The sequence below is a fragment of the Mycobacterium sp. IDUB_9 genome (assembly GCF_055419505.1).
This window is the reverse complement of sequence record NZ_JBVAXU010000005.1, coordinates 339,574-363,861: the sequence shown is the minus strand read 5'-3', so window position 1 is coordinate 363,861 and position 24,288 is coordinate 339,574. Positions and strand designations below refer to the sequence as shown.

At 67.9% G+C, this 24,288-nt stretch carries 22 protein-coding genes; 6 read left to right on the top strand and 16 right to left on the bottom strand.

What is annotated here, in order from left to right:
* The 6 genes from argF to ACZY08_RS22885 are packed head-to-tail and all read right to left on the bottom strand — an operon-like array spanning window position 1 to window position 6,134.
* Window positions 1–933 (bottom strand): ornithine carbamoyltransferase, encoded by a 933-nt coding sequence (gene argF / locus ACZY08_RS22910; RefSeq protein ID WP_463746894.1) that lies wholly within the window; start codon window positions 931–933, stop codon window positions 1–3.
* Window positions 930–2,105, bottom strand: a complete 1,176-nt coding sequence (locus tag ACZY08_RS22905) for an acetylornithine transaminase (RefSeq protein WP_463746893.1) — start codon at window positions 2,103–2,105, stop codon at window positions 930–932. The genes argF and ACZY08_RS22905 overlap by 4 nt, the downstream gene beginning before the upstream one ends.
* Window positions 2,102–2,980, bottom strand: a complete 879-nt coding sequence (argB, locus tag ACZY08_RS22900; RefSeq protein WP_463746892.1) for an acetylglutamate kinase — start codon at window positions 2,978–2,980, stop codon at window positions 2,102–2,104. The genes ACZY08_RS22905 and argB overlap by 4 nt, the downstream gene beginning before the upstream one ends.
* On the bottom strand, window positions 2,977–4,194 hold the full coding sequence (gene argJ, locus ACZY08_RS22895) for a bifunctional glutamate N-acetyltransferase/amino-acid acetyltransferase ArgJ (RefSeq protein ID WP_463746891.1): 1,218 nt from the start codon (window positions 4,192–4,194) through the stop codon (window positions 2,977–2,979). Before argJ ends, argB begins: the two co-directional genes overlap by 4 nt.
* On the bottom strand, window positions 4,191–5,225 hold the full coding sequence (gene argC / locus ACZY08_RS22890; RefSeq protein WP_463746890.1) for an N-acetyl-gamma-glutamyl-phosphate reductase: 1,035 nt from the start codon (window positions 5,223–5,225) through the stop codon (window positions 4,191–4,193). Before argC ends, argJ begins: the two co-directional genes overlap by 4 nt.
* A 48-nt stretch (window positions 5,226–5,273) precedes the next feature.
* Window positions 5,274–6,134, bottom strand: coding sequence for a MerR family transcriptional regulator (locus tag ACZY08_RS22885; RefSeq protein ID WP_463746889.1), 861 nt, complete (start codon window positions 6,132–6,134; stop codon window positions 5,274–5,276).
* A gap of 45 nt (window positions 6,135–6,179) precedes the next feature.
* Here ACZY08_RS22885 and ACZY08_RS22880 point away from each other — a divergent pair, with 45 nt between their 5' ends.
* Window positions 6,180–6,809, top strand: a complete 630-nt coding sequence (locus ACZY08_RS22880) for a maleylpyruvate isomerase family mycothiol-dependent enzyme (RefSeq protein ID WP_463746888.1) — start codon at window positions 6,180–6,182, stop codon at window positions 6,807–6,809.
* A gap of 7 nt (window positions 6,810–6,816) precedes the next feature.
* Here the strand turns inward: ACZY08_RS22880 and pheT are convergent, their stop codons facing one another.
* The 3 genes from pheT to ACZY08_RS22865 form a co-directional block, all read right to left on the bottom strand.
* Complete coding sequence (gene pheT, locus ACZY08_RS22875) at window positions 6,817–9,318, bottom strand: phenylalanine--tRNA ligase subunit beta (RefSeq protein ID WP_463746887.1); 2,502 nt, start codon at window positions 9,316–9,318, stop codon at window positions 6,817–6,819.
* Complete coding sequence (pheS, locus tag ACZY08_RS22870; protein WP_463746886.1) at window positions 9,318–10,388, bottom strand: phenylalanine--tRNA ligase subunit alpha; 1,071 nt, start codon at window positions 10,386–10,388, stop codon at window positions 9,318–9,320. The genes pheT and pheS overlap by 1 nt, the downstream gene beginning before the upstream one ends.
* A gap of 114 nt (window positions 10,389–10,502) precedes the next feature.
* Entirely contained in the window at window positions 10,503–11,390 is an 888-nt protein-coding gene (locus ACZY08_RS22865; RefSeq protein WP_463746885.1) for an adenylate/guanylate cyclase domain-containing protein, read from the bottom strand.
* Window positions 11,391–11,617: 227 nt separating this feature from the next.
* Here ACZY08_RS22865 and ACZY08_RS22860 point away from each other — a divergent pair, with 227 nt between their 5' ends.
* Both ACZY08_RS22860 and ACZY08_RS22855 read left to right on the top strand, forming a co-directional pair.
* Window positions 11,618–12,640 carry an oxygenase MpaB family protein gene (locus ACZY08_RS22860; RefSeq protein ID WP_463746884.1) on the top strand — a complete coding sequence of 341 codons (1,023 nt, stop codon included), beginning with the start codon at window positions 11,618–11,620 and terminating at the stop codon, window positions 12,638–12,640.
* Between the two features lie 27 nt (window positions 12,641–12,667).
* Window positions 12,668–13,906: an acyl-CoA dehydrogenase family protein gene (locus ACZY08_RS22855; protein ID WP_463746883.1), complete on the top strand. Its 1,239-nt coding sequence runs from the start codon at window positions 12,668–12,670 to the stop codon at window positions 13,904–13,906.
* Here the strand turns inward: ACZY08_RS22855 and ACZY08_RS22850 are convergent.
* From ACZY08_RS22850 to infC, 5 genes are read right to left on the bottom strand one after another with little or no spacing between them, the layout of a single operon-like run.
* Window positions 13,903–14,352 (bottom strand): hemerythrin domain-containing protein, encoded by a 450-nt coding sequence (locus tag ACZY08_RS22850; RefSeq protein WP_463746882.1) that lies wholly within the window; start codon window positions 14,350–14,352, stop codon window positions 13,903–13,905. The two genes, ACZY08_RS22855 and ACZY08_RS22850, sit on opposite strands and share 4 nt — an antisense overlap.
* Before the next feature lie 29 nt (window positions 14,353–14,381).
* A complete protein-coding gene (locus ACZY08_RS22845; RefSeq protein ID WP_463746881.1) occupies window positions 14,382–15,146 on the bottom strand; it encodes a TrmH family RNA methyltransferase in 765 nt (254 codons plus the stop codon).
* Window positions 15,147–15,169: 23 nt separating this feature from the next.
* Window positions 15,170–15,559: a 50S ribosomal protein L20 gene (rplT, locus tag ACZY08_RS22840; protein ID WP_003885175.1), complete on the bottom strand. Its 390-nt coding sequence runs from the start codon at window positions 15,557–15,559 to the stop codon at window positions 15,170–15,172.
* Between the two features lie 40 nt (window positions 15,560–15,599).
* Entirely contained in the window at window positions 15,600–15,794 is a 195-nt protein-coding gene (rpmI, locus tag ACZY08_RS22835; protein ID WP_036449598.1) for a 50S ribosomal protein L35, read from the bottom strand.
* 24 nt (window positions 15,795–15,818) lie between these two features.
* Window positions 15,819–16,427: a translation initiation factor IF-3 gene (gene infC / locus ACZY08_RS22830; RefSeq protein WP_463746930.1), complete on the bottom strand. Its 609-nt coding sequence runs from the start codon at window positions 16,425–16,427 to the stop codon at window positions 15,819–15,821.
* Window positions 16,428–16,692: 265 nt separating this feature from the next.
* On the opposite strand from infC, the gene ACZY08_RS22825 reads away from it, so the two are divergent.
* The 3 genes from ACZY08_RS22825 to ACZY08_RS22815 all read left to right on the top strand — a co-directional run bounded on the left by ACZY08_RS22825 (window position 16,693) and on the right by ACZY08_RS22815 (window position 21,865).
* On the top strand, window positions 16,693–17,052 hold the full coding sequence (locus ACZY08_RS22825) for a DUF1844 domain-containing protein (RefSeq protein ID WP_463746880.1): 360 nt from the start codon (window positions 16,693–16,695) through the stop codon (window positions 17,050–17,052).
* Between the two features lie 68 nt (window positions 17,053–17,120).
* Window positions 17,121–20,456 carry a bifunctional lysylphosphatidylglycerol synthetase/lysine--tRNA ligase LysX gene (gene lysX, locus ACZY08_RS22820; protein WP_463746879.1) on the top strand — a complete coding sequence of 1,112 codons (3,336 nt, stop codon included), beginning with the start codon at window positions 17,121–17,123 and terminating at the stop codon, window positions 20,454–20,456.
* A 47-nt stretch (window positions 20,457–20,503) separates the two neighbouring features.
* Complete coding sequence (locus ACZY08_RS22815) at window positions 20,504–21,865, top strand: alpha/beta hydrolase (protein ID WP_463746878.1); 1,362 nt, start codon at window positions 20,504–20,506, stop codon at window positions 21,863–21,865.
* 3 nt (window positions 21,866–21,868) lie between these two features.
* Here ACZY08_RS22815 and ACZY08_RS22810 read toward each other — a convergent pair whose 3' ends face one another.
* Both ACZY08_RS22810 and ACZY08_RS22805 read right to left on the bottom strand, forming a co-directional pair.
* Window positions 21,869–22,951 (bottom strand): hypothetical protein, encoded by a 1,083-nt coding sequence (locus ACZY08_RS22810; protein ID WP_463746877.1) that lies wholly within the window; start codon window positions 22,949–22,951, stop codon window positions 21,869–21,871.
* Complete coding sequence (locus ACZY08_RS22805; RefSeq protein ID WP_463746876.1) at window positions 22,948–24,288, bottom strand: hypothetical protein; 1,341 nt, start codon at window positions 24,286–24,288, stop codon at window positions 22,948–22,950. The genes ACZY08_RS22810 and ACZY08_RS22805 overlap by 4 nt, the downstream gene beginning before the upstream one ends.

Genomic DNA, 24,288 nt, shown 5'->3' with positions numbered 1-24,288 from the left:
TCAGGATCGCTCCAGGAGCCACACCAGCATGGCCTTCTGGGCGTGCAGCCGGTTCTCGGCCTCGTCGAACACCGCGCTCTGCGGCCCGTCGATCACCTCATCGGTGATCTCGTGACCGCGATGCGCCGGAAGACAGTGCAGCACAATGGCTTCCGGGTCGGCACGCTTGAGGAGGTCGGCGTTGACCTGGAACGGGCGGAACGGCCGCACCCGGTCGAGCCCGTCGTTCTCCTGACCCATCGACGTCCAGGTATCGGTGACGAGCACGTCGACCCCGTCGACCCCGGCATGTGCGTCATCGGTGAGGGTGACGGTCGCCCCGGTCTCACTGGCACGGCGCTTGGCGGCATCGACGAACTGCGGGTCAGGTTCGAAACCGGCAGGTGCGGCGATGGTGACGTGGATACCCGCGGTGACGCCGCCCAGCATCAGTGAGTGCGCCATGTTGTTGGCGCCGTCGCCCAGGTAGGTCATTCGCAAACCTTTGAGGCCCTCCACCCCGCCCCGGCGCTCGGCCAGTGTCTGCAGGTCGGCCAGCACCTGGCAGGGGTGGAATTCGTCGGACAGCGCATTGACAATCGGGACGGAGGCGCCACTGGCCATGGCGGTCAGCCGCTCCTGGGCGAAGGTGCGCCACACGATCGCGTCGACGTAACGGGACAGGACCGCCCCGGTGTCCTCGAGGGTTTCCTCGCGGCCCAACTGGGTGCTGCGTCCGTCGACCACCACGGCATGCCCGCCGAGCTGGGCGATGCCCATCTCGAACGAGAACCGGGTGCGCGTCGAGTTCTTCTCGAAGATGACGGCGACCCCGCGCGGGCCTTCGAGCGGGCGCCGCGAGAACGGTGCCTTCTTCAGCTCGGCGGCCAGCGCGAGCACCTCGGCCTGCTCATCGGGCGACAGATCGTCGTCACGCAGGAAATGCCGGATCATGATTCAGCCTCCACAGCGGTGTCGAGAACGGTGGGCAGAGCGGACAGGAACGTCTCGATCTGCGGTTCGGTGATGATCAGCGGCGGCGCCAGCCGGATCACGTCCGCAGCAGCGGCGTTGACCAGGAAGCCCGCGTCGCGGGCCGCGGCCTCGACCGCCTTGGCGCTGGGGGCGGTCAGCACCACCCCCTGCAGCAGGCCCTTGCCGCGCACGTGGTCCACCAGCGGATGGCCCAGCTCCTCGATGCCGTGGCTCAGGGTCTTGCCGAGTACCCCGGCCCGGGCGATCAGGTCCCCATCACTCAGCGCCTTGAGCACGCCCAGCGCAGCTGCAGTGCACACCGGGTTGCCGCCGAAGGTGCTGCCGTGCAGGCCCGGGGTGAGCAGATCACCGGCCGGCCCGATGGCCAGGCAGGCCCCGATCGGCAGCCCGCCGCCCAGGCCCTTGGCCAGCGTCACGATGTCGGGGGTGATGCCGTCGTGCAGATGGGCGTAGAAGACGCCGGTCCGCCCGACTCCGGTCTGTACCTCGTCGAGGACCAGCAGCGCACCGTTCCTTGTGGTGATGTCCCGGGCAGCAGCCAGGTATCCGGCCGGCGGGACGACGACGCCGCCCTCCCCCATGATCGGTTCCAGGAACACCGCGGCGGTATGTGAATCGACCGCGGCCGCAAGGGCTTCGACGTCGCCGTAGGGCACGTGGGTGATGTTGCCCGGCAGCGGTTCGAAAGGTGCCTGCTTGGCGGGCTGGCCGGTCAGGGCCAGCGAACCCATCGTGCGGCCGTGGAAGGCGCCTTGGGCGGCAACGATATTCGTCTTGCCGGTCAGTCGGGTGATCTTGAAGGCCACCTCATTGGCCTCGGTACCCGAGTTGCAGAAGAACACCCTCGCCTGGGTGCCGAGGTGCCCGACCAGGGCCTCGGCCAGCGCGATGCCCGGCTCGGTGGCATAGAGGTTGGACGTGTGGCCCAGCGTGTTGAGCTGGGCGGTGACAGCCTCGATGACCGCGGGGTGACGGTGCCCGAGGAGGTTGACCGCGATCCCGCCGAGCAGGTCCAGATAGGACTTGCCGTCGGTATCGGTGACCACGACGCCGTCACCGCCGGCCAGCGCCAACGGCGGGGTGCCGTAGTTGTTCATCATCACCGCTTCCCAGCGGTCCTGGAGGCTCATGCGGGTACCACCTTGGTTCCGGTTCCTTCATCGGTGAAAAGCTCAACGAGCACACAGTGTTCGACGCGGCCGTCGATCACATGCGCGCTCGGCACCCCGCCGGCCACCGCCCGCAGGCAGGCCTCGATCTTGGGCACCATCCCCGATTCGAGCTTGGGGAGCAGCTGCGTCAGCGCCCCGGTGTCGATCTCGCTGACCAGCGAGGAGCGGTCCGGCCAATCGGTGTAGAGCCCCTCCACATCGGTGAGCATGACCAGCTTCTCGGCGCCCAGCGCCTCGGCCAGGGCCGCGGCCGCGGTGTCGGCGTTGATGTTGTGCACCACGCCGTCGACATCCGGCCCGATGGTGGAAACCACCGGAATCCGGCCCGCGGCAATGAGATCCAACAGCGATCCGGCGTTGACGTGTTCGACGTCGCCGACCAGCCCGATATCGGTGGCCACCCCGTCGACGGTGACGCTGCGCCGTACCGCGGTGAACAGATGCGCGTCCTCACCGGTGAGGCCCACTGCGTACGGGCCGTGAGCGTTGATCAGGTTGACCAGCTCCCGACCCACCTGACCGAACAACACCATCCGCGCCACATCGAGGACCTCGGGCGTGGTCACCCGGAAGCCGCCCTTGAAATCGCCTGGGATGCCGAGCTTCTTGAGCATCGCACTGATCTGCGGCCCGCCCCCGTGTACCACCACCGGGTGGATACCGCAATTGCGCAGAAACACCATGTCGGCGGCGAAGGCCGCCTTCAGGATGTCGTCGGTCATCGCGTTACCGCCGTACTTGACGACGACGATCTTGCCGTGCAGTTGCTTGAGCCACGGCAGCGCCGAGGCGAGCACCTGGGCCCTGACGCCGCGCTCGATGGCCTGGCTCATGAGCTGTAGGCCGAGTTCTCTTCGACGTAGGCGTGCGACAGGTCGGTGGTCCGGATGGAAGCACTGTGGTCTCCCGCGCCCAGATCGACCACCACGGCGATGTCCTCGCCGGACAGGTCGACATCGCGCGCACCCGGGGCGCCGGCCCCGTCGATGCAGACCGGAGAACCGTTGAACGACACGCTGATCCGCTCCGGATCGAGCTTCACCGGCGCGATGCCGACCGCGGCCAGCACCCGGCCCCAGTTGGGGTCGGAGCCGAACAGCGCGGTCTTGACCAGGCTGTCGCGGGCGATGACGCGCGCCGCGACCAGTGCGTCGTCCTCGCTGCCGGCGCCGGTGACGGTGATGACGACGCGCTTGGTGACGCCTTCGGCGTCGGCCTGCAGTTGCGCGCACAAGTCGTCGCAGACCCGCAGCACAGCCTCGTTGAGGTCGTCCTGACTCGGGGCGATCTCGCTGGCGCCCGACGCGAGCAGCAGCACGGTGTCGTTGGTCGAGCAGCTGCCGTCGACGTCGAGCCGGTCGAAGGTCAGTGCCGCGGCCCGCTTCAGCGCGACGTCCAGGGCTGCGGCGTCAACGACCGCATCGGTGGTCAACACCACCAGCATGGTCGCCAGCGACGGCGCCAGCATCCCGGCGCCCTTGGCCATCCCGCCCAGGGTCCAGTTCTCCCCCGACTCCACCGAATGGTGCAGCGCAACCTGTTTCGGCACTGTGTCGGTGGTCATGATGGCCCGTGCCGCGTCGTCGCCGCCCGTCAGACCACCGGCGATCTCGTGGACGATCTCGGTGACCCCGGCCAGCACCTTGTCCATCGGCAACCGGTCACCGATCAAGCCCGTCGAGCACACCGCAACTTCGATGGCACCGGTCTCGGTACCCCAGTCGCTCAGCGCGGAAGCGACGGCCTCGGCGGTGGCATGGGTGTCCTGGAAGCCCAGCGGACCGGTGCAGGCGTTGGCGCCACCCGAGTTCAGGACCACCGCGCGCAGCCGGCCGGTGGTCAGCACCTGCTGTGACCATTGCACCGGGGCAGCCTTGATCTTGTTGCGGGTGAACACACCCGCGGCGGCGTAGTCGGGCCCCTCGTTGAACACCAGGGCCAGGTCCGGCGCGCCGGAAGCCTTGATCCCGGCGGCGATCCCGGCCGCCCGGAAGCCCGCGGGGGCGGTGACGCCCTGCGTGCGGACCAGCTTGGTTTCCTCGGTCACGGTGCCACTCCCACGATCGACAGTCCTTCGGTTTCCGGCCAGCCGAGCGCCAGGTTCATCGACTGCACCGCGGCGCCGCCCGTGCCCTTGGTGAGGTTGTCGATGGCGGCGATGGCGACCATGGTCTTCGCTTCGGTGTCCACTGCGACCGCGATCTGCGCGGCATTGCTGCCGATCACCGACCCGGTCTTGGGTAGCTGCCCCTCGGGCAGCAGGTGGATGAACGGCTCTGCGTCGTAAGCCTTTTCGTAGGCAGCCCGGATCTCGTCGTTGGATGCCTCGGTGCGGGCGGTGCAGGTGGCCAGGATTCCCCGGGAGGTCGGGATCAGCACCGGGGTGAAGGAGACGGTGACGTCCTTGTCGGTCACCGCACGCAGCCCCTGGGCGATCTCCGGGGTGTGCCGGTGCTTGCCGGCGATGTTGTAGGCGCGTGCCGAGCCGATCACCTCCGAGCCCAGCAGGTCCACCTTGGCGGACTTGCCCGCACCCGAGGTGCCGCTGACGGCGACCACGGTGACGGCCGGTTCGACGAGGTCGCCGCCGACGGCGGGCAGCAGCGCCAGCAGTGCCGCGGTCGGATAGCAGCCCGGCACCGCGATGCGCTTGGCGCCCTTGAGCCGGTCCCGGGCACCCGGCAGTTCGGGCAGCCCGTAGGGCCAGCTGCCGGCGTGCGCCGAACCGTAGAACTTCTCCCAGTCGGCGGCGTCGGTGAGCCGGAAGTCGGCACCGCAGTCGATGATCAGGGTGTCCGGGCCGAGCTGCTCGGCGAGCGCCGCGGAATGACCGTGCGGCAGGCCCAGGAACACCACGTCGTGGCCGGCCAGAACCTCGGCATCGGTGGCTTCCAGGATGCGCGAGGCCAGCGGCAACAGATGCGGGTGATGCTCGGCCATACTGGTGCCCGCGCTGGAGGCCGCGGTCAATGCCCCGATGGTCAACCGGCCGTCAGCGTAGGCCGGATGCCCGAGCAGCAATCGCAGGATCTCTCCCCCGGCGTACCCGCTCGCGCCGGCCACCGCTATCGAAGTCATGCGGCAATTCTGCATTGTTATGCATGCAGATGCAAACTCATTAACCGGCTAGGCGGCGGCGATGCAGAGCGCGTCGTAGAGCCAGCGCTGAGTGGATCCCACAGTAGTGGCCTCCCCCGCGATTTCACTGAACAGGCTCCAGTACCGGCGGACGTCCGGATCGGTGTCGGCGCCGGCATTCGCGGTGAGCATCCGCCGAAAGCGCGGCGTGTCGGAAACCCGGCGGGCCCGGGCGTGCGCATCGACGAATCGGTCGACGGCAGGTCCGTCCGAAGGTGGCTGACCGGCGCAGACGAGCGGCAGAGCCATGTCACACGCCTCGGCGACACCGGTGACGAGGCCACCACGATCGCTGATGCCCGCCGGCTCGAACCGCCACAGCTGCTTGGCCATGACCGTTCCGAACTCCGCCCGGCGGGCGAGCGCAACAAGTTCTGCGTACGCGACGACGCGGGCCGCGCTCGCCTCGCCGGGCGGTTGCGGCACCGTCATCTCGACGAACTCGTCGAACATCGTCATCGACGTCGCCCCCGCGAACAACCGCCGCCAGAACCCGACGAGAACATCGTGCCCGCGACGTCCCTCCTGTGCGGTGACCAGTCCCTCCAACGCTGCCCGGCGACCCTTCAGACCGGTCAACTCCGCCTCGATGGCTCGTTGTTCGGCCGCCACGGCCTCACCGATCGACGTCCGGCCCGCCAGAATGTCGCTGATGGCGCTCAGGCCGAGACCGACCGCTCGGAGCCGACGGACGAGCCGCAACGACTCGACTGCGGTGGCATCGAATACCCGGTGTCCGCCGGAACTGCGTCGAGGCGCCAGCAGACCTTCGTCGCAGTAGTACCGAATGGTCCGCACCGGCACATCGGTGAGCCGTGACAGCTCACCGATAGTTGTGCTGTGCGTCACAATCTCTTGAACCTCCCCCTGACTGGAGTTTCTAGCGTAATCCGCATGAACACCGAGGACGTCTGGCACGCCGCCGACACCGAAAGACGCAGCCTGCTGCAATTACTCGAACAGCTCAACGCATCGCAATGGCGCCACGCCAGCCTGTGTGACAGCTGGCAGGTCCGAGACGTCGTGGCCCACGTGGCGCTCTCGAACCATGCCCATGTCGGTCGAATTCTGGTCAATCTGATGCGCGCACGCGGCAATCTCGACCGCATGGTGTGCGATACCGCCGTCCGCCACGCCGCGAGAACCGGTGACCGCGAGCTGCTCGGCGAAATCCGGGGCACCATCGGGTCCCGATTCACCGCAGTCGGCACCACGCCGACCGATCGGCTGATGGATCTGCTGGTACACGGACAAGACATCGCGGTTCCCCTGGGCCTTCGTCACGAAATGCCCGTCGAGGCGGCACAGCTGGCGCTCGAACACATCTGGCACCCGCGGTTTCCGTTCCATGCGGCGACGAAGCTCGCCCCGTACCAGTTACGCGCGGTCGATACCGCCTGGGCAGCCGGCGAAGGTCCGCTCATCGAGGGACCGGTATCGGCGCTGCTCCTGCTCGCCACCGGACGCGAGGCGGCCGCGCTTCCCCACCTGCGCGGCGCCGGGGTCCCCTCATTACGCCCGTGAGGAGAGATCAGCCGCGCAGCACGGCTCCGACCCGCTCACCGGCCACGGCCACCGCGGCGTCACGGGCGGCGCTGGCCTCGTCCTCGGTGAGGGTGCGATCGGCAGCCCGGAACCGCAGCGCCAGGGTCAGCGACTTGCGCCCCTCCCCGATCTGCGGTCCGGTGTAGACGTCGAACAGCCTGACGTCCTCCAGCAGCTCGCCGGCCCCGTCCCGGACGGCATCAACAACTGCAGCCGACGCGACCTCAGCGTCCACCACCACGCTGATGTCCTGGAATACCGCCGGGAAGGGAGATACCGACGGCGCCGGCAACGCTTCGATGATCGGTACGGCATCGAGGTCCAGTTCGACAGCGCAGGTCCCCTTGGGCAGGCCGGTGCGCTCGACGACCGCTGGATGCAGCTGTCCCGCATAGCCGACGGAGGTGTCACCGACGAGTACCTCGGCACAGCGGCCCGGATGCCACGGCAACTCCTGCGCGGCGCGCAGGGTGAACTCCACCCCGGCCGCCCGGCCGATCACCCGTACCGCCTCGAACGCGTCAGCGGCTTCCACCGGACGTCCGGGGCCCCACGGGCCGGCAGGTTCACGCAGTCCGGTCAGCACCGCCGCGACGTGTTGCGGCTGGCGCGGCAGCGAGGCGTCCAGCCCGGCGATCTCCTCATCGGTGGGCCTGCGGTCGTTCGGGATCCGCTCGACGGACCGGGTCTGCTCGGTGGGATGCACCACCTGCTGAATCGCGAACAGCGCGACATCGGCAGCACCACGGGAGACGTTGCGACCCAACGCCTCAAGGAGTCCCGGTAGCAACGTGGTGGCCAGCTGCGGCCGGTCGGCCTCCAGCGGATTGAGCACCTTCGTGGCGTTGCGCCGCGGATCGTCGGCAGCAAGGCCCCACGCGTCGAACACCCCGGCAGGCAGGAACGGCGACGGCAGGACCTCGACGAAACCGGCCAGCGCCAACGACTTCCCGATCGCCCGGTGCCGCTTCTGACCCGCGGTCAGACCACGCCCGGCCGGCGCGGTCGGCAGCACCGACGGGATGGACTCCAGCCCCTCCAGCCGCAGCACCTCCTCGACCAGGTCGGCACGCTGACGCATGTCGGGCCGCCAGCTGGGCGGGGTGACGGTGAGGACGTCGGAACCCGCGGCTTCAACAACCGAGGCGCCGATCTGGGTCAGCCGGCGCGCCGTGGTGCCTGCGGCATATTCGACGCCCGCAGTCCGGTCGGGCAGGTCGGCCGGGATCTCGACGGCCGGTTGCGACCAGTCGGTGCGTCCGTCCACGCGCCAGTCTGTCAGCTTCGGCTCCACGGCACCGCCGGCGATCTCGGCCAGCAGGGTCGCGCAACGGTCCAGGGCCGCAACGGAAATGGCGGGGTCGACCGAGCGCTCGTAGCGACGGCCGGCCTCGCTGGCCAGGTGCAGGCGACGCTGCGTGCGCGACACCGCAGCCGGATCCCAGACCGCCGCCTCCAGCAGTACATCGGTGGTGGTACCACGCACCTCGGTGGTGCCCGCACCCATCACTCCGCCGATCGCCGCGGTCGCGACGTCGTCGACGATCAGCACGTCGGCCGAGTTCAAGGTCCGCTCGACATCGTCGAGGGTGACGACCTTTTCGCCGTCACGGGCGAAGCGCACCGAGAAACCGCCGGTGATGAGACTGCTGTCGTGAGCATGCATCGGATGACCGAGTTCGAGCATGACGTAGTTGGTGACGTCCACGGCGGGCGAGATCGCCCGGATGCCGCTGAGCATCAACCTCCGCTGCAGCCACCACGGCGACACCGCTGCCGGGTCGATGCCGGTGACCGGGCGTAAACCGAAGCGCTGCACCCCGGTTCCGGGCTCGACGGTCAGTGGCCAGGCCTCCCCCTCGGCGGGCAGCGGCGGCACGTCGGCGAGGTCGACGAAGTTCAGATCGTGCGCACAGGCGATCTCGCGGGCCAGGCCGCGCACCGATAGGCAGTAGCCGCGGTCCGGCGTGATCGCCAGATGGAACACCACGTCGTCCAGACCCAGGACCTCGGCGGCCGGGGTACCGGGTGCGGCGGTGCCCTCGGGCAGCACCAGGATGCCCGCCTGATCGACACCCAGGTTCATCTCCGATGCCGAGCAGATCATGCCGTCGGAAACCCGGCCGTAGGTCTTGCGTGTGGCGATGGTGAAGTCCCCGGGCAGGACGGTTCCCGGCAGGGCTACCACCACCAGGTCGCCCACGGCGAAATTCGTCGCGCCGCAAACGATGTCGCGCGGCTCACCGTCCACATTCTGGACACCGACGTCCACCTTGCAGGCCCGGATCGGCTTCTTGAACTCGGTGAGTTCCTCGATCTCGGCCACGCGGCCGATGGTCAGCGGACCACTGACGGGGCCGATCGGGATGATCTCCTCGACCTCGTGGCCGATCCGGATGAACGTCTGCTCAAGCTCCTCGACCGATGCGTCCCAATCCGGGGCACCGGCGCGCACTGCCTCACGCAACCAGCTGAAAGGAATCCGCATCAGGCACCGACCCCGAACGGCAGCGAGAAGCGGACATCGCCCTCGACCATGTCACGCATGTCGGGAATTCCGTTGCGGAACTGCAGGGTTCGCTCCAATCCCATGCCGAAGGCAAATCCGGAGTAAACGTCGGGGTCGATACCGCAGGCGCGCAACACGTTTGGGTTGACCATCCCGCAGCCGCCCCACTCGACCCAGCCGGGGCCCCCCTTCTTACCGGGGAACCAGATGTCCACCTCGGCCGAAGGCTCGGTGAACGGGAAGAAGTGTGGCCGGAACCGGGTGCGCCCCTCAGGCCCGAACTGGGCCCGCGCGAACGCGTCCAACGTGCCGCGCAGGTGAGCCATGGTCAGGCCCTTGTCCACGGCCAGCCCTTCCACCTGGTGGAACACCGGTGTGTGGGTGGAATCCAGTTCATCGGTCCGGAAGGTCCGGCCGATCGAGATGATGTAGACGGGAAGCTCGCGCTCCAGCAGTGCCCGGATCTGCACGGGTGATGTGTGCGTCCGCAGCACCTGTCGCGAGCCTTCAGGGGCGAGCGAAGCGACGGGGGAAGCCTGAGGGGCGATCTGGAAGGTGTCCTGCTCACTACGGGCCGGGTGATCCGGCGGGAAGTTCAGTGCGTCGAAGTTGAACTGCTCGGTCTCGACCTCGGGCCCCTCGGCCAGTTCCCACCCCATCGCCACAAAGGTGTCGGCGACGTTCTCGGCCAGGATCGTGATCGGGTGCCGGGCTCCCACCGGCTGGCGCGTCGACGGCAGCGTCACATCGATGCGTTCGGCGACCAGTACCGCGGCGTCGCGTTCGGCACGCAGCGCGACCAGACGCTCGTCGTAGGCGCGCTGGGCCTCACCCCGGGCGATGTTGACGCGTTTGCCGGCATCGGCGCGGTCTGCCTTGGGCAGCGTCGCCAACGACTGCCGGGCCAGAGCGATCGGGGCACGGTCACCGAGGTGCTCGGTCTTGGCGCGTGCGAGCGCGTCCAGGTCACCGGCTTGATCGAATGCGTGCCGGGCCGCTTTCACCGCGTCATCGAGCGCGGCGGCGGACAAATCCTTTTCGTCACCCACTCGGCGACAGCCTCCTTGATGTCTGCGGCACCGGTGTGACGCAAGTGCTGATCATATGTGATCGGCATCTGGCCCTGACGCTGCGGTTTTGGTTCGGTCGGACCTGTCCGGCGGTCACTGAGCGGGCGGTTGCCCGGAGGTTTTCACCCGGTACATCAGCAGGTCGTCGGGCACACCTTCGGGCTTGTTCGAGAACATCTGTCGACGTTGACGTTTCACGGTGACGCCGATTTCCGCCAACTCCTCCTCGGAGATGCCCTCCAGCGTGGTGTGGGACACCACGAGGCCGCCGCTGTTGGCCCGTTCCATCACCCGGGCGGTGACGTTGACGTCCACGCCGAGCCAGTCCGATCCGATGCGCTGCGGGCGCCCCGTGTGGATACCGACCCGCATGCGCGGCGCGTAACCGTCCATGTCGATGCCCTTCACCCCGTCGAGCGCAACAAGCATCGCGCGCAGGGCGGTACCCGGGTCGGAGAACACCGCCATCATGCCGTCGCCCATGCGTTTGACGATGTGACCGCCGGCTTCCAGCACGGGCGGCTCGATCACTTGCGCGACGCGGCGCAGCAATCGCAGTGTGGCGTCATCCCCTGAACGCAGCGACCACGACGAGAAACCCACCAGATCGGTGAACACCAGCGTCACTTCGGGATTGGCGGGAGTCCCCGAGACACGTTCGGTGAGCGCCTGCCATACCTGCAATGCGCCCAGGCTCACCTCGCGCGAGGCGGCGTCACGGTCGAGCAGGCGATCGGCTACCCGTGCGGCCGCGCGGGGTCCGCCCTCGCCCGAGGCCGACAGGCGGTCGCCGAAATCCGGATCCCCGGGCAACGACCGACGTACCCGCCGGACCAGGTCGACGACGGCGGGGCTGCGGTTGGCGCTCTGCAGCCACCCGAACGGGCCCGGCAATCCGGGTCTCTGCGCCGGACGCTGTTGGGGCGCCTGCTCGATATCTCCGACTCCGCCGGACGGGTCATCGAACGGCTCGCCATCCACAGCGCAAGAGTAAGTGGCCCGCGGACCGGGCGGCAATCGCGCTACGAGCGGGTTTGCCCACATTTCCCCTACGCCGGCGAACCGGGCTGGTCACAGCGCCGTGGCGCCACGGTAGCCGCCGAATAACAGTGCGCCGCGACGCGCCGCGTCAACGTAGACAACGTACGTTGTCACTACTATCGTTGGCCACAGCTGTGATCCACGTCATGACGAGTCAACGAGGACCAATGACCACACGAGCCACCACCGGCAGCGAACACGATCCACTGGGCCCGGATTCGCTGACCTGGAAGTACTTCGGCGACCTGCGCACCGGGATGCTGGGCGTCTGGATCGGCGCGATCCAGAACATGTATCCGGAACTCGGCGCCGGCGTCGAGGAGCATTCGATCCTGCTGCGCGAACCGCTACAGCGGGTGGCCCGGTCGGTGTACCCCATCATGGGAGTGGTCTACGACGGGGACCGCGCGCCCGGCACCGGCGCGCAGATCAAGGGGTTCCACACCACCATCAAGGGCGTCGACAACCAAGGGCGGCGCTACCACGCACTGAACCCGGAGACGTTCTACTGGGCGCACGCGACGTTCTTCATGTTGATCATCAAGACCGCGGAGTATTTCTGCGGCGGCCTCACCGAAGCCGAGAAACAGCAGCTCTTCGACGAACACGTGCAGTGGTACCGGATGTACGGCATGAGCATGCGGCCGGTCCCCAACAGCTGGGAGGAGTTCCAGGAGTACTGGGACGCCAAGTGCCGCGACGAGCTCGAGATCAACCGGGCCACCCTCGACATCTTCACCATCCGGATCCCCAAGCCGTGGTTCGTGCTGATGCCGACACCGGTCTGGGACCAACTTTTCAAACCACTTGTCGGAGCGCAGCGCTGGATCGCCGCCGGATTGTTCGATCCGGCGGTGCGGGAGAAGGCCGGGATGCGCTGGACGCCCGGCGACGAGGTGCTGCTGCGGATCTTCGGCAAGATGGTCGAGTTGGCGTTCGTCGCGGTGCCCGACGAGATCAGGCTGCACCCACGCGCCCTGTCGGCCTACCGCCGCGCGGCCGGGAAGCTACCGTCGGACGGTCCCCTGGTGGAAGCGCCGGGCTTCATGGCGCCGCCCCGCGACCGCAGGGGCCTGCCGATGCATTACCTGCCGCGCAACAAGACCCTGCTCGACCGGGCCGGCGCCCTGGTGCACACCACGTTCTCACTACCGGCGCTGCGGCGCCCTGCCCGCCGCCCCGCGGCCTGACTTTTGACACCTGTCTAAGCTGTCGGGATGCTGGATTGGTCTGATGTAGACATCGCCGTGCGCGACGCGGTTCGTGAGTTCGTGGACAAGGAGATCCGCCCGCACCTCGACGAGCTCGAGAGCGGCGATATGGAGCCCTACCCGATCGTGCGAAAGCTGTTCGCCACGTTCGGTATTGACGCGATGTCCAAGGAATCGCTGGACAAACGGCTGGAGAAGCTGCGCAGCGGTGACGCGAAGCCGTCCGGCGCGCGGGGCGGAATGTTCGGTGGCAGCGGGTCCCCGGGCATGGGATTCGTCCTGATCAGCGAACTGTGCCGGGTATCGATGGGCCTGGTCACCGGGCTCGGGGTCAGCCTCGGCTTGACCGTGTCGACCATCCAGAGCCGCGGCACGCTGGCCCAGCAGGAGCGCTGGCTCCCCGGCCTCGTGACCTACGAGAAGATCGGCGCCTGGGCGATCACCGAACCCGATTCAGGCTCAGACGCCTTCGGCGGTATGAAGTCCTATGTCACCCGCGATGGGGACGATTACATCCTCAACGGCCAGAAGACCTTCATCACCAACGGGCCCGACGCCGACGTCGTCGTCGTCTACGCCAAGCTGGATGAACGAGATGGGTCGGACAAGCGCAACCGCAAGGTACTGACCTTCGTCCTCGACCGCGGCATGGAAGGCTTCGTGCAGTCGAAGCCGTTCCGCAAGATGGGCATTCACTCCTCGCGCACCGGCGAGCTGTTCTTCAACAACGTCCGGCTGGGACGTGACCGGCTGCTCGGCGAGACCGAAGGCTCCGAGGATGGCACCGACGAGGGCCGGGCAAGCGCGCGGTCGAACTTCTCGGCCGAACGCATCGGGGTGGCCGCGATGGCACTGGGCGTGATCGAGGAATGCCTGCGGTTGAGCGTCGACTACGCCAAGACCCGCACCCTGTGGGGTCAGGAGATCAGCCAGTTCCAGCTGATCCAGCTCAAACTGGCCAACATGGAAGTGGCCCGGATGAACGTGCGCAACATGCTGTTCCGCGTCATCGAATCCGCTGAGAAGGGCTCCCCGATCTCCCTCGCCGAGGCATCGGCCATCAAGTGGTACTGCTCGCAGGCCGCGACAGATGTCGCGATGGAGGCCGTGCAGCTGTTCGGCGGCAACGGGTACATGACCGAGTACCGGGTGGAGCAGTTGGCCCGCGACGCCAAGTCGTTGATGATCTATGCCGGCAGCAACGAGGTTCAGATCACCCACGTGGCACGAGGACTGCTCAGTTAGCCCTGACCCTGGATCATTTCGCGACCCGGGTGTGCCTCGCGCCACCCGGCCATCGCGGCGTCCCAGTCGGGTCCGTCGAGCGCGGTGAGCGCGGCCGGAAACAAGCCGTCCTCTTCTTTGGCGATGTGCAGGTAGAGCTCTTCGATCTCGTTGCGCACCCGAGCCTGGTGCTCTGGATCGGCCAGGTCGACGACCTCGAGGAACGCGGCCAGCTCGCGGTGTTCGACGACCAACGGATCGATGTGCTCGGCGTAGAGCTCATCGCCGTGCATCACCGCGAACAGCCCGTTCTCCTCGCCCTGCCAGTGCGAGCGCAGCTCCTCGAACATGTCCCCCAGCCGCCGGCGGGCCACCTCCAGCTCACCGCGGTCCAGTGCGCGCACCGCTTCCCGGCCGTGGTCGACTGCGCGCTCGTGCTCGGCGATGTAATCCCGCAGCAGTGGCATGTCCCGGCATCCGCAGTATTGGCACATGCTCAATCACTAGCACTGCGGTGGGCGCGGGCGCTCTGATACAGACAGATAGAGGCTGCCGAAGCGATGTTGAGGCTCTCGGAGTGACCGGGCATGGGAATGTGCACGCGATGGTCGGCAGCCGCGGCCAATTCGGTTGGCAGGCCGTGGGCTTCGGGGCCGAACAGCCAAGCGGTGGGCTGCGCCAGGTCGCCGCCGGCATCGAGGTCGTCGAGGTTGGCCTCGCCGTCGATCGTGGTGGCCAGCACCTGCAGCCCCGCGGCCTGCAGCCGTGCAACGGTGGCGGCCTCGTCAGGCTCGCTGATCACCGGCACCGAGAAGATGCTGCCGGCCGACGCCCGCAGGCACTTGCTGTTGTAGGGGTCGACGCTGTTGCCGGCCAGCACCACCGCGTCGGCGCCCATCGCGTCGGCCGTGCGGATCAACGTACCGGCGTTGCCCGGCTCCGAGATCTGCACGGGTACCGCGATCAACCGGGGCGCGGCGGCCAGAACCTCGTCGAGTGAGACCTCCGGCAGTCGGCACACCGCCACCAGACCGACCGGGGTCACGGTGTCCGACAAGGCTTTCGCCGCACGCTCGGTGACCAGCTGCACCGGCGCATCGGCCAGCAGCGCACCGAAACGGTCGAGTGCGGCCTCGGTCGCGAACACCTCGGAAACAAGTCCGCGCCGCAACGCGGCCTCGACGAGGTTGGACCCCTCGGCAAGGAAGCGTGCGGCGCGGCGGCGCCCGACGTGGCGCTGCAGTTTGACCGCAGCAGCCACCCGGGCAGAACGCTCGGTGAGCGTCAGGCGGCCTCTCCGGAGGGCGCGTTGACGTCCTCGGGCAGGGCGGCCTTGGCGACCTCGACCAGCGCGGTGAACGCGGCGGCATCGCTGACGGCGATCTCGGCCAGGTTCTTGCGGTCGACCTCGACGCCTGCGGCCTTGAGGCCCTGGATCAGGCGGTTGTAGGTGATGTCGTTGGCGCGGGCCGCGGCGTTGATACGCGAGATCCACAGCTTGCGGAACTCACCCTTGCGGGCCCGGCGGTCCCGGTAGGCGTAGGTCAGCGAGTGGAGCTGCTGCTCCTTGGCCTTGCGGTAGAGCCGCGACCGCTGACCGCGGTAGCCCTTCGAGGCCTTGAGGACTGTGCGCCGCTTCTTCTGGGCGTTGAGTGCGCGCTTCACGCGTGCCATGGGATGTTCCTATTCTCGTTCGGTACGGGGAGCGGCAGATCTAGCCGTTGAGCAACTTGTTGACACGCTTGGTGTCGTTGGCAGCAACCACGGTGCGGCCGTCAAGCCGGCGGGTGCGCTTGGTGGCCTTGTGCTCCAGCAGGTGGCGTCGGCCGGCCTTCTGGCGCACGATCTTGCCGGTCCCGGTCTTGCGGAAGCGCTTGGATGCTCCGCTGTGGGTCTTCGCCTTGGGCATGAATCCTCAGTTCTGTGTTGAAAACTAGTTCTGCGTGACGTCTGGTTCTTCTGATGCGGCTGGTGCAGCCTGCTGCCCGCCGGGGCGCTCGGCCTGCTCTGCCGCCTTGGCGCGAGTCTTCGCGCCGCGGTGCGGTGCCAGCACCATCGTCATGTTGCGGCCGTCCTGCTTGGCTGACGTCTCGACGAAGCCGTAATCGGCGACATCGGCGCCGAGCCGCTGCAGCAACCGGTACCCGAGTTCGGGGCGGGACTGCTCACGACCACGGAACATGATCGTCACCTTGACCTTGGACCCGGCTTCGAGGAAGCGGACCACATGGCCCTTCTTCGTCTCGTAGTCGTGATCGTCGATCTTGGGACGCAGCTTCTGTTCCTTGACGACGGTCTGCTGCTGGTTCTTGCGAGACTCGCGCTCCTTGAGTGCCGTCTCGTACTTGAACTTGCCGTAATCCATGATCTTGCAGACCGGGGGTTTAGCGGCTGGTGCAACTTCGACGAGGTCGAGATCGGCATCCGCGGCGACGCGGAGAGCATCTTCGATGCGCACGATCCCTACCTGCTCGCCGTTCGGTCCGATCAGGCGGACTTCAGGTACGCGGATGCGCTCGTTGATGCGGGTCTCAGTGCTGATGGGGCCTCCTATGTTGGGTCTGCTGAGGAGACCCGCCCATCCGCACTTCTGCCCTGTAGAACAGAAAAGCCCTGCTGAAAAGCAGGGCCCAATGCCGACCGATCACGGCTTGCGCCGCCTGCAGCTCCAAAGGTGGAGCACAGAACCGGCGTCCGAGGACACCGGCGACCGGACCGTTGTACCAGTGTGGCCAACGGTGGGAGTGGGACTCCACTTGCTGTCCCTGACATAAGCCGGGACGGTCGCGCATGAAAGTCTAGCAGCTATGACGGATCCGACCGAAACGCCCGACGAAGCGACACCGCAGCTACGGGAGCTGGCCGACATTCCCGCGGTCGAAGTGATCACCCGGGCGGCGGTCATGTTGATGAGCGCCGCAGCCGAGAAGATCGGGCTGTCGGCCGAGGACCCCGAGGATAGCCCGCACCGCGATCTCGACGAGGCCCGCCGGCTGATCACTGCACTCGCCGGGCTCGTCACCGCCTCGGCCGAATACCTGGGACCCCACGCGGGCCCGGTGCGCGACGGCCTCAAGAGCCTGCAGCTGGCGTTCCGCGAAGCCAGCGCGGCACCCGAAGAACCGGGAAAAGGCCCAGGCGAGAAGTACACCGGCCCGGTCTGGTAGCCGGTCCCCCCGGTGTCTGTGCGCGGGCTCAACCCAATTGACGGGTTGAGCGCCTATTCTCCGGGCGTATGACCGTCATCAGCCGCGGCAACGGCACCGGGGTCCAGCCCGCGTCGAGATTCTCCTGGGTTCCCGCAGCAGCCGGCTGGATCGTCGGGGTGATCGCCACCCTGTCGCTGATCGCCAGTGTGTCACCGGCAGTGCGCTGGTTGATCCAGGTGCCCCGAGAGTTCGTCAACGACTACATCTTCAACTTTCCCGACACCAGCTTCGCGTGGGCGTTCGTGCTGGCGTTGCTGGCCGCGGCGCTGGCCGCCCGCAAGCGGATCGCCTGGTGGATCCTGGTGCTCTACATGGTGGGCGCCATCGGCTGGAACCTCGGTGACCTCGCCGCCGGTGGAGATCCTGTCGCCGACGATGTAGGCGAGGTCATCGGTGTGGTGTTCCACGTGGCCGCGATCGCCGCGCTGGTCTTGGCCCGTAACCAGTTCTGGGCCAAGGTGCGCCGCGGTGCCCTGCTCAAATCCGCCGTGGTCCTGGTCGCGGGCATGGCGATCGGAATCCTGGCCGCGTGGACGCTGCTGGAACTGTTCCCCGGCACCCTGCCCCCGGAATGGCGGCTGCTGTACGCGGTCAACCGGGTCAGCGGATTCGCGACCGTCCCGCCCGAGGTTTTCGAGGGCTATTCGCACACCTTCCTCAATGCGATCTTCGGCTTGTTCGGCGCGCTGGCACTGATGGCGGCCGCGGTCGTGCTGTTCCAGTCCCAACGCGCCTCCAATGCACTGACCGGCGAAGACGAGTCAGCGATCCGCGGGCTGTTGGAGACCTACGGCAAGAACGATTCGCTCGGGTACTTCGCCACCCGCCGGGACAAATCGGTGGTGTTCGCCCCCAACGGCCGGGCCGCGATCGCCTATCGCGTGGAAGTCGGGGTGTGTCTGGCCGGCGGCGATCCGGTCGGTGATCCGAAGGCCTGGCCGCAGGCGATCGCCGCCTGGCTGCAGCTGTGCCAGACCTACGGCTGGGCGCCCGGTGTCATGGGCGCCAGTTCGACGGCAGCCGAGGCGTTCCGGGTGGCCGGGCTCAACGCGCTGCAACTCGGTGACGAGGCCATCCTGTATCCGGACAGCTTCCGGCTGTCCGGCCCCGATATGCGCGCGGTGCGACAGGCGGTCACCCGGGCCCGGCGCGCCGGCACCTCGGTGCGCATGCGGCGCCACCGTGAACTGGATCAGGCCGAGATGGCTGAGGTGATCAAGCGTGCCGACGCCTGGCGGGACACCGAGACCGAACGCGGCTTCTCGATGGCGCTGGGCCGGCTCGGCGACCCGGCCGACGGTGACTGCCTGCTCGTCGAGGCGGTGCAGCACAAGGCCGGCGAACCAGAAAACTCAGAACCCGAGGTGGTCGCGTTGCTGTCGCTGGTGCCGTGGGGAGCCAACGGTGTCTCGCTCGACGTCATGCGCCGCTCCCCGCAATCCCCCAACGGCACCATCGAGCTGATGGTCAGCGAACTGTGCATGCAGTCCGAAGGCATTGGGGTCAGCCGTATTTCATTGAACTTCGCAATGTTCCGGTCGGCATTCCAGCAGGGTGCACAGCTGGGCGCCGGTCCGGTGGCCCGACTGTGGCGCGCCCTGTTGGTGTTCTTCTCCCGGTGGTGGCAGTTGGAGACGCTGTACCGCTCGAACATGAAGTACCAGCCTCAGTGGGTTCCCCGGTACGCCTGCTACGAGGACGCGCGGTTGATCCCGCGAGTCGGGGTGGCCTCGGTCATCGCCGAAGGTTTCCTGGTGCTGCCGTTCTCCCGGCGAAACAAGCAGCACACCGGCGAGCACGTCGCGGCCCCGGCGGAGTTGGTGGGTTCGGGCCGCCTCCACCACGACGGCAGCGCACCGGACTTCTCCGGAATGCCGACGGATCCCGACGGCGACGAGCGGCAACGGCTACCCGAGCAGGTGCGGGTCCGGATGGCCAAGCTGCGGCAGTTGCAGGCCGGCGGCGTGGACGCCTATCCGGTGGGCCAGGCCCCGAGCCACACCATTGCGGCCGCACTGGAGGCCGCCGACGGCGACGACGTGATCGTGGCCGGCCGGATCCTGCGGGTCCGGGATTACGGCGGCGTGCTGTTCGCCCAGCTGCGCGACTGGTCAGGAGAAGTTCAGTTACTGCTCGACAACGAGGGGCTCAGCGGGGCCACGACCGCCGACTTCACCGCCACGATCGACCTGGGTGATCTGATCGAGGTCAGCGGTGCGATGGGCCGCAGCCGCAACGGCACCCACTCGCTCCTGGTCGACAGTTGGCGGTTGATCGGCAAATGCCTGCGCCCGCTGCCGGACAAGTGGAAGGGCCTGACCGACCAGGAGGCCCGGGTCCGGGCCCGCTACGTGGACCTCGCGGTCAACACTGAGGCACGAGACCTGATCCGGGCCCGTAGCGGCGCACTGCATGCCATCCGGGAGACGTTGTACGCCAAGGGTTTCCTGGAGGTCGAGACCCCGATCCTGCAACAGATCCACGGCGGTGCCAACGCCCGGCCGTTCCTGACCCACATCAACGCCTACGACCTGGACCTGTATCTGCGGATCGCGCCCGAGCTCTACCTCAAGCGGTTGTGCGTCGGCGGCGTCGAGCGGGTCTTCGAGCTGGGCCGCGCGTTCCGCAACGAGGGCGTGGACTTCAGCCACAACCCGGAGTTCACCCTGCTGGAGGCCTACCAGGCCCACGCCGACTACAACGTGTGGATCGACGGCTGCCGCGAGCTGATCCAGAACGCCGCGGCAGCCGCCAACGGAGCCCAGGTCTTCCAGCGGCCCCGTGCCGACGGGGTCCTCGAGCCGGTCGACATCTCCGGCCGGTGGGCGGTCAAGACCGTGCACGACGCGGTTTCGGAAGCCCTCGGCGAGCACGTCACCGTCGAGACCGACCTGGCCGTGCTGCGCCGGCTCTGCGACGCGGCGCACATCCCCTACCTGACTCATTGGGACGCCGGGGCCGTGGTGCTGGAGATGTACGAGCACCTCGTCGAGGACCGCACCGAAGAACCCACGTTCTACAAGGACTTCCCGACCTCGGTGTCCCCGCTGACCCGGCCGCACCGCAGCATCCCAGGGGTTGCCGAACGCTGGGATCTGGTGGCTTGGGGCGTCGAACTGGGCACCGCCTACAGCGAGCTCACCGACCCCGTCGAACAGCGCCGCCGGTTGCAGGAGCAATCGTTGCTGGCCGCGGGCGGTGACCCCGAGGCGATGGAACTCGACGAGGATTTCCTGCAGGCCATGGAGTACGCCATGCCGCCGACGGGCGGTCTCGGTATGGGTGTGGACCGTGTGGTCATGTTGATAACTGGCCGTAGCATCCGCGAAACACTCCCGTTTCCCCTGGCCAAACCTCGTTAGCAGCCACCTCACAGCCGATCCCAAGATTGGGCGGCGACGATGTTGCCGTGACCTTCACTCACCACCTGTCCTTGATGCACGGCTGGGTTCCGACCAGCATCCAAGTCATCACCGCCGTGGTGTTGATCGCCGCAATCGGGTGGCGTACCCGCCGCTGGGCGCTCATCTGGCTGCCGTTCGCCGCGGCCGTGGGCGGCATTCTCGTCGCGGGCACAAACTGGTACATCGAGTCCGAGGGTCTGGCGGGCAATCCGGCGCCGCGGTCCCTGTGGGTGTGGATCGCGCTGACGGGCGCGGCGGTGGTGATCCTGGCCGCGGGCTGGCGCGGCAGCCGGTGGTGGCGGCGCGGTACCGCTGTCATGGCAGTGCCGCTGACGCTGCTGTGCACGGCACTGGCGCTGAACCTGTGGGTCGGTTACTTCCCGTGGGTGCAGACCGCATGGAACCAGTTGACCGCCGGTCCCCTGCCCGACCAGACCGACCAGGTCACGGTGGTCGCCATGCAGCGCAAGGGCGCCATGCCCGCCAAGGGCAGTGTGGTCCCGGTCGAAATCCCCAACACCGCTTCGGGTTTCCGGCATCGCGGTGAGTATGTGTACCTGCCGCCGGCGTGGTTCGCTTCCAATCCCGCTCCTCAGTTGCCGACCGTGATGATGATCGGCGGTGAGTTCAACACCCCGGCCGACTGGATGCGGGCCGGCAACGTGATCAAGACGATGGACGATTTCGCCGCCGCCCACCACGGCTATGCGCCGGTGCTGGCGTTCGTCGACCCGGGCGGCACCTTCAACAACGACACCGAATGCGTCAATGGCAAGCGCGGGAACTCCGCCGACCATCTCACCAAAGACGTTGTCCCATATATGAACAGCCACTACGGCGTCAAGCCGGCGGCCTCGGGTTGGGGCATCGTCGGCTGGTCCATGGGCGGCACGTGCGCGGTGGACCTGGCGGTCATGCACCCCGAACTGTTCAGTGCGTTCGTCGACATCGCCGGTGACATCGGCCCGAACTCGGGGACCAAGGCGCAGACCATCGACCGACTGTTCGGCGGCAATGCCGCCGCGTGGGACGCCTTCGATCCGAGCACGGTGATCAACCGGCACGGGCCGTACGACCAGATGACCGGTTGGTTCGACGTCAACGACACCTCCACGCCGGGCAAGCCCGCAGCCCACGCCAACGATCAGGCCAAGGCCGCCAACTCCCTGTGCGCACTCGGTTCGAAACACGGCATCGCCTGCGCCGTGGTGACCCACCAGGGCACCCACGACTGGCCGTTCGCCAGCCATGCATTCTCGGCGGCCCTGCCCTGGCTGGCCAGTGCGATCGGTACACCGCAGGCACCCGCGACCGGACTGCCGCAGGCGTCGCCCTCGGCGGCGTTCATCCAGACGGCCGCCAAGTAGCGCTCAGTAGTCGGATTCAACTGCGCGGACCTCGGCGAGGAAGGCACCCGCGGCCATCCGTGTGCGCGCGAACGCTCGCACCCGCTCCCGCGCCTCCGCGGACTCGGGGGCGTCCTCGGCGCCCACCCGGACCGCGGCGTCTGCCCAATCCAGGTTCCAGGCGTGGGTTTCGGTGAGACGCCGCCCGTCCGAATCGTGCAACTCCAGCACCGCACGACCCGTGGCATCGAGGAAACCGGAAGCGCCGCAACCGTTACCGCGTAGTTCCACCTCGATACCCAGCGGTGAGTCCGGCCCCGAAAGCGCCACCCGCACCACCGCTGTGACCCCCGCACCGTCCCCGAGCACCGACCACTCGAGGGTGTTCTCGGCAGCGTCGAACACTCCGGGCGGCACGGCCGACCACGCGACGGTGCCGGTTCCGCGTGCGATCAGCCCTGCCGTCTTCCCACTGTCGCCGCTGCCGGCCGCGAGCGCGTAGTCGTCCCGCTGTGGTTCCGCTGCGAGCGTGTCCGGCCAGTTCAGCCCGATCTCACCGGCGAGCTCGCGGCATTCCTCGACCATTGCCGCAATCCTCGGATCACCGGATGCAGCAAGTGAATTCAAGGCACTCAGGTGTGGCGCCAACAGACCTGCGACGTCGGAATCCAGGGTGTCGTCAGTGAAGAAATCCTCGGCGGCCACCGTCGACAGCGCCAGTTCGGCATCGAGTACCGGACGCTCCAGTGCCGCGATGCCGTCCCGGTCGCTGGCCGGCCACCACCGCCGCAACCAGTGCCCGATCGCCAACCGCTGCAACGTTTCCATCGTTCCCGGCAGCACCTCGACCCCGGTCAGCTCGAGCGATTGTCCGGGCTCCCGGTGGCGCAGTGCGTCCAGGAGGGCGACGTGGCCCGACTCGCCGAGCACTCGCCACAGCCAGTCCGCACGCTCCGGATCGGTGAACGTGATGGAAGGTGGTTCGTCTGCGCCCCCGTCCACGACCCATGACAGGACCGCGCCGCTGACCTCGAGTACCGCGACCAGAGGCAGATCGTCGGCCACCGGGCCGCTACTCCACAGCCCGCCGTCTGCACCCAATTTCACTCTGCCACCTGCACTTCCAGCATCGCCTTGATCCGCTGCCGGTGATCCAGACTGACCGACCTGGCCACGCCCTCCAGCAGCGACCGCAGGTCGTCGACGTCCGCGCAGGACTCTTGCCAGACATCCCGGCCGTGCAACCGCGCCCACAGCCGGCTCAGATAGGGGCGGCAGAACGCACCGAGATCATCGATGACCTGCCGTTGGCGCGGGTGCACCGGGGCACCGGCCACCACGTAGCGGCGGGCATGCAGCACATACGCTTCCTTGGCCAGCCGGGCCTGTATGCGCGCCGACAGCTGGTAGCGGCCCGCGGCGTCGGCGTCGAGCGGACGCAGGTCGGTGGCCACCTCGATGCCGGCCACCAGGCCGGCCTGCTTGTCCTCGGCGAGCAGCCCCCATGGAGCGCAGGACCGGTCCACCTCCTCGGCACACAGCAGCGGGATGTCCGGCAGTTCGTCCCGGTCCAGTGCCCGGCGCAATGTCGCCCGTACCCGATCGACCACGCTGCGGTCCAGCGGGCGATCACCCTCGGCCGGGCCAATGATCGACGGGTGCTGTTGTGGCAACACTGAACTCAGTCCGATGTCCACAACCGACCAGGGCAGCCCGGCATCCTCGTGCCGCACCCCGGCGCCGAGGTTGTACGGCGTGGCGTCGGCCACCAGCGCCGACCACACCCGCCGGCGGGCCACCTCGGCACGATGACTGTCGGCCGGGCCCAGCACAGTCGCCAGTCCGGCGAAGAACGGGCCGGTGATCGCGTCGGAGGCGACGATGTCCTGCCAGCTACGGTCGAGCTGGCGACGCAACCGGTCGACGACATGCGGATCGGCCACATGCTGGTTGAGCGCCTCGATGGCGGTACGGTCACGGCCCTGATGGAGATCGGCCAGCACCTCCGTCGCAACGTCGGTCTTGTCTGAGGCCGGGGCACCCCGGGTAACGGCAAGCTCGAAACACACCGGGAAATACAGCTCCTGGGCATTGCCGGCGGTGATGCGCAGCCGTCGGCGCTGCTGTTTGAGCTCGGTGAACCAGGCAGCGGCGGCACGCAGGTGTGGCCCACTGCGGATCATCTGCGCGTGCAGGTCAGCAGCCACCTCGGGAGCCAGCACCGGTGCCGAATAGTGGGTGTTGCTGCGCAACCTGAGCACCAGCGGGTCGATGATCCGTTTGACGGTCCGGCGCAGTGGCCCGCCGTCGTCGCCGCTGAACACCTCGACGCCGGGGCCGAGGGCGCGCCAGGCCCGATCGATCACCGCGCGGCGCGGCTGGGCGGCGCCCACCGCCGAATCGGGGTCGGCCCGCGCCCCAGACGTTTCGGACCCGATGCTCAC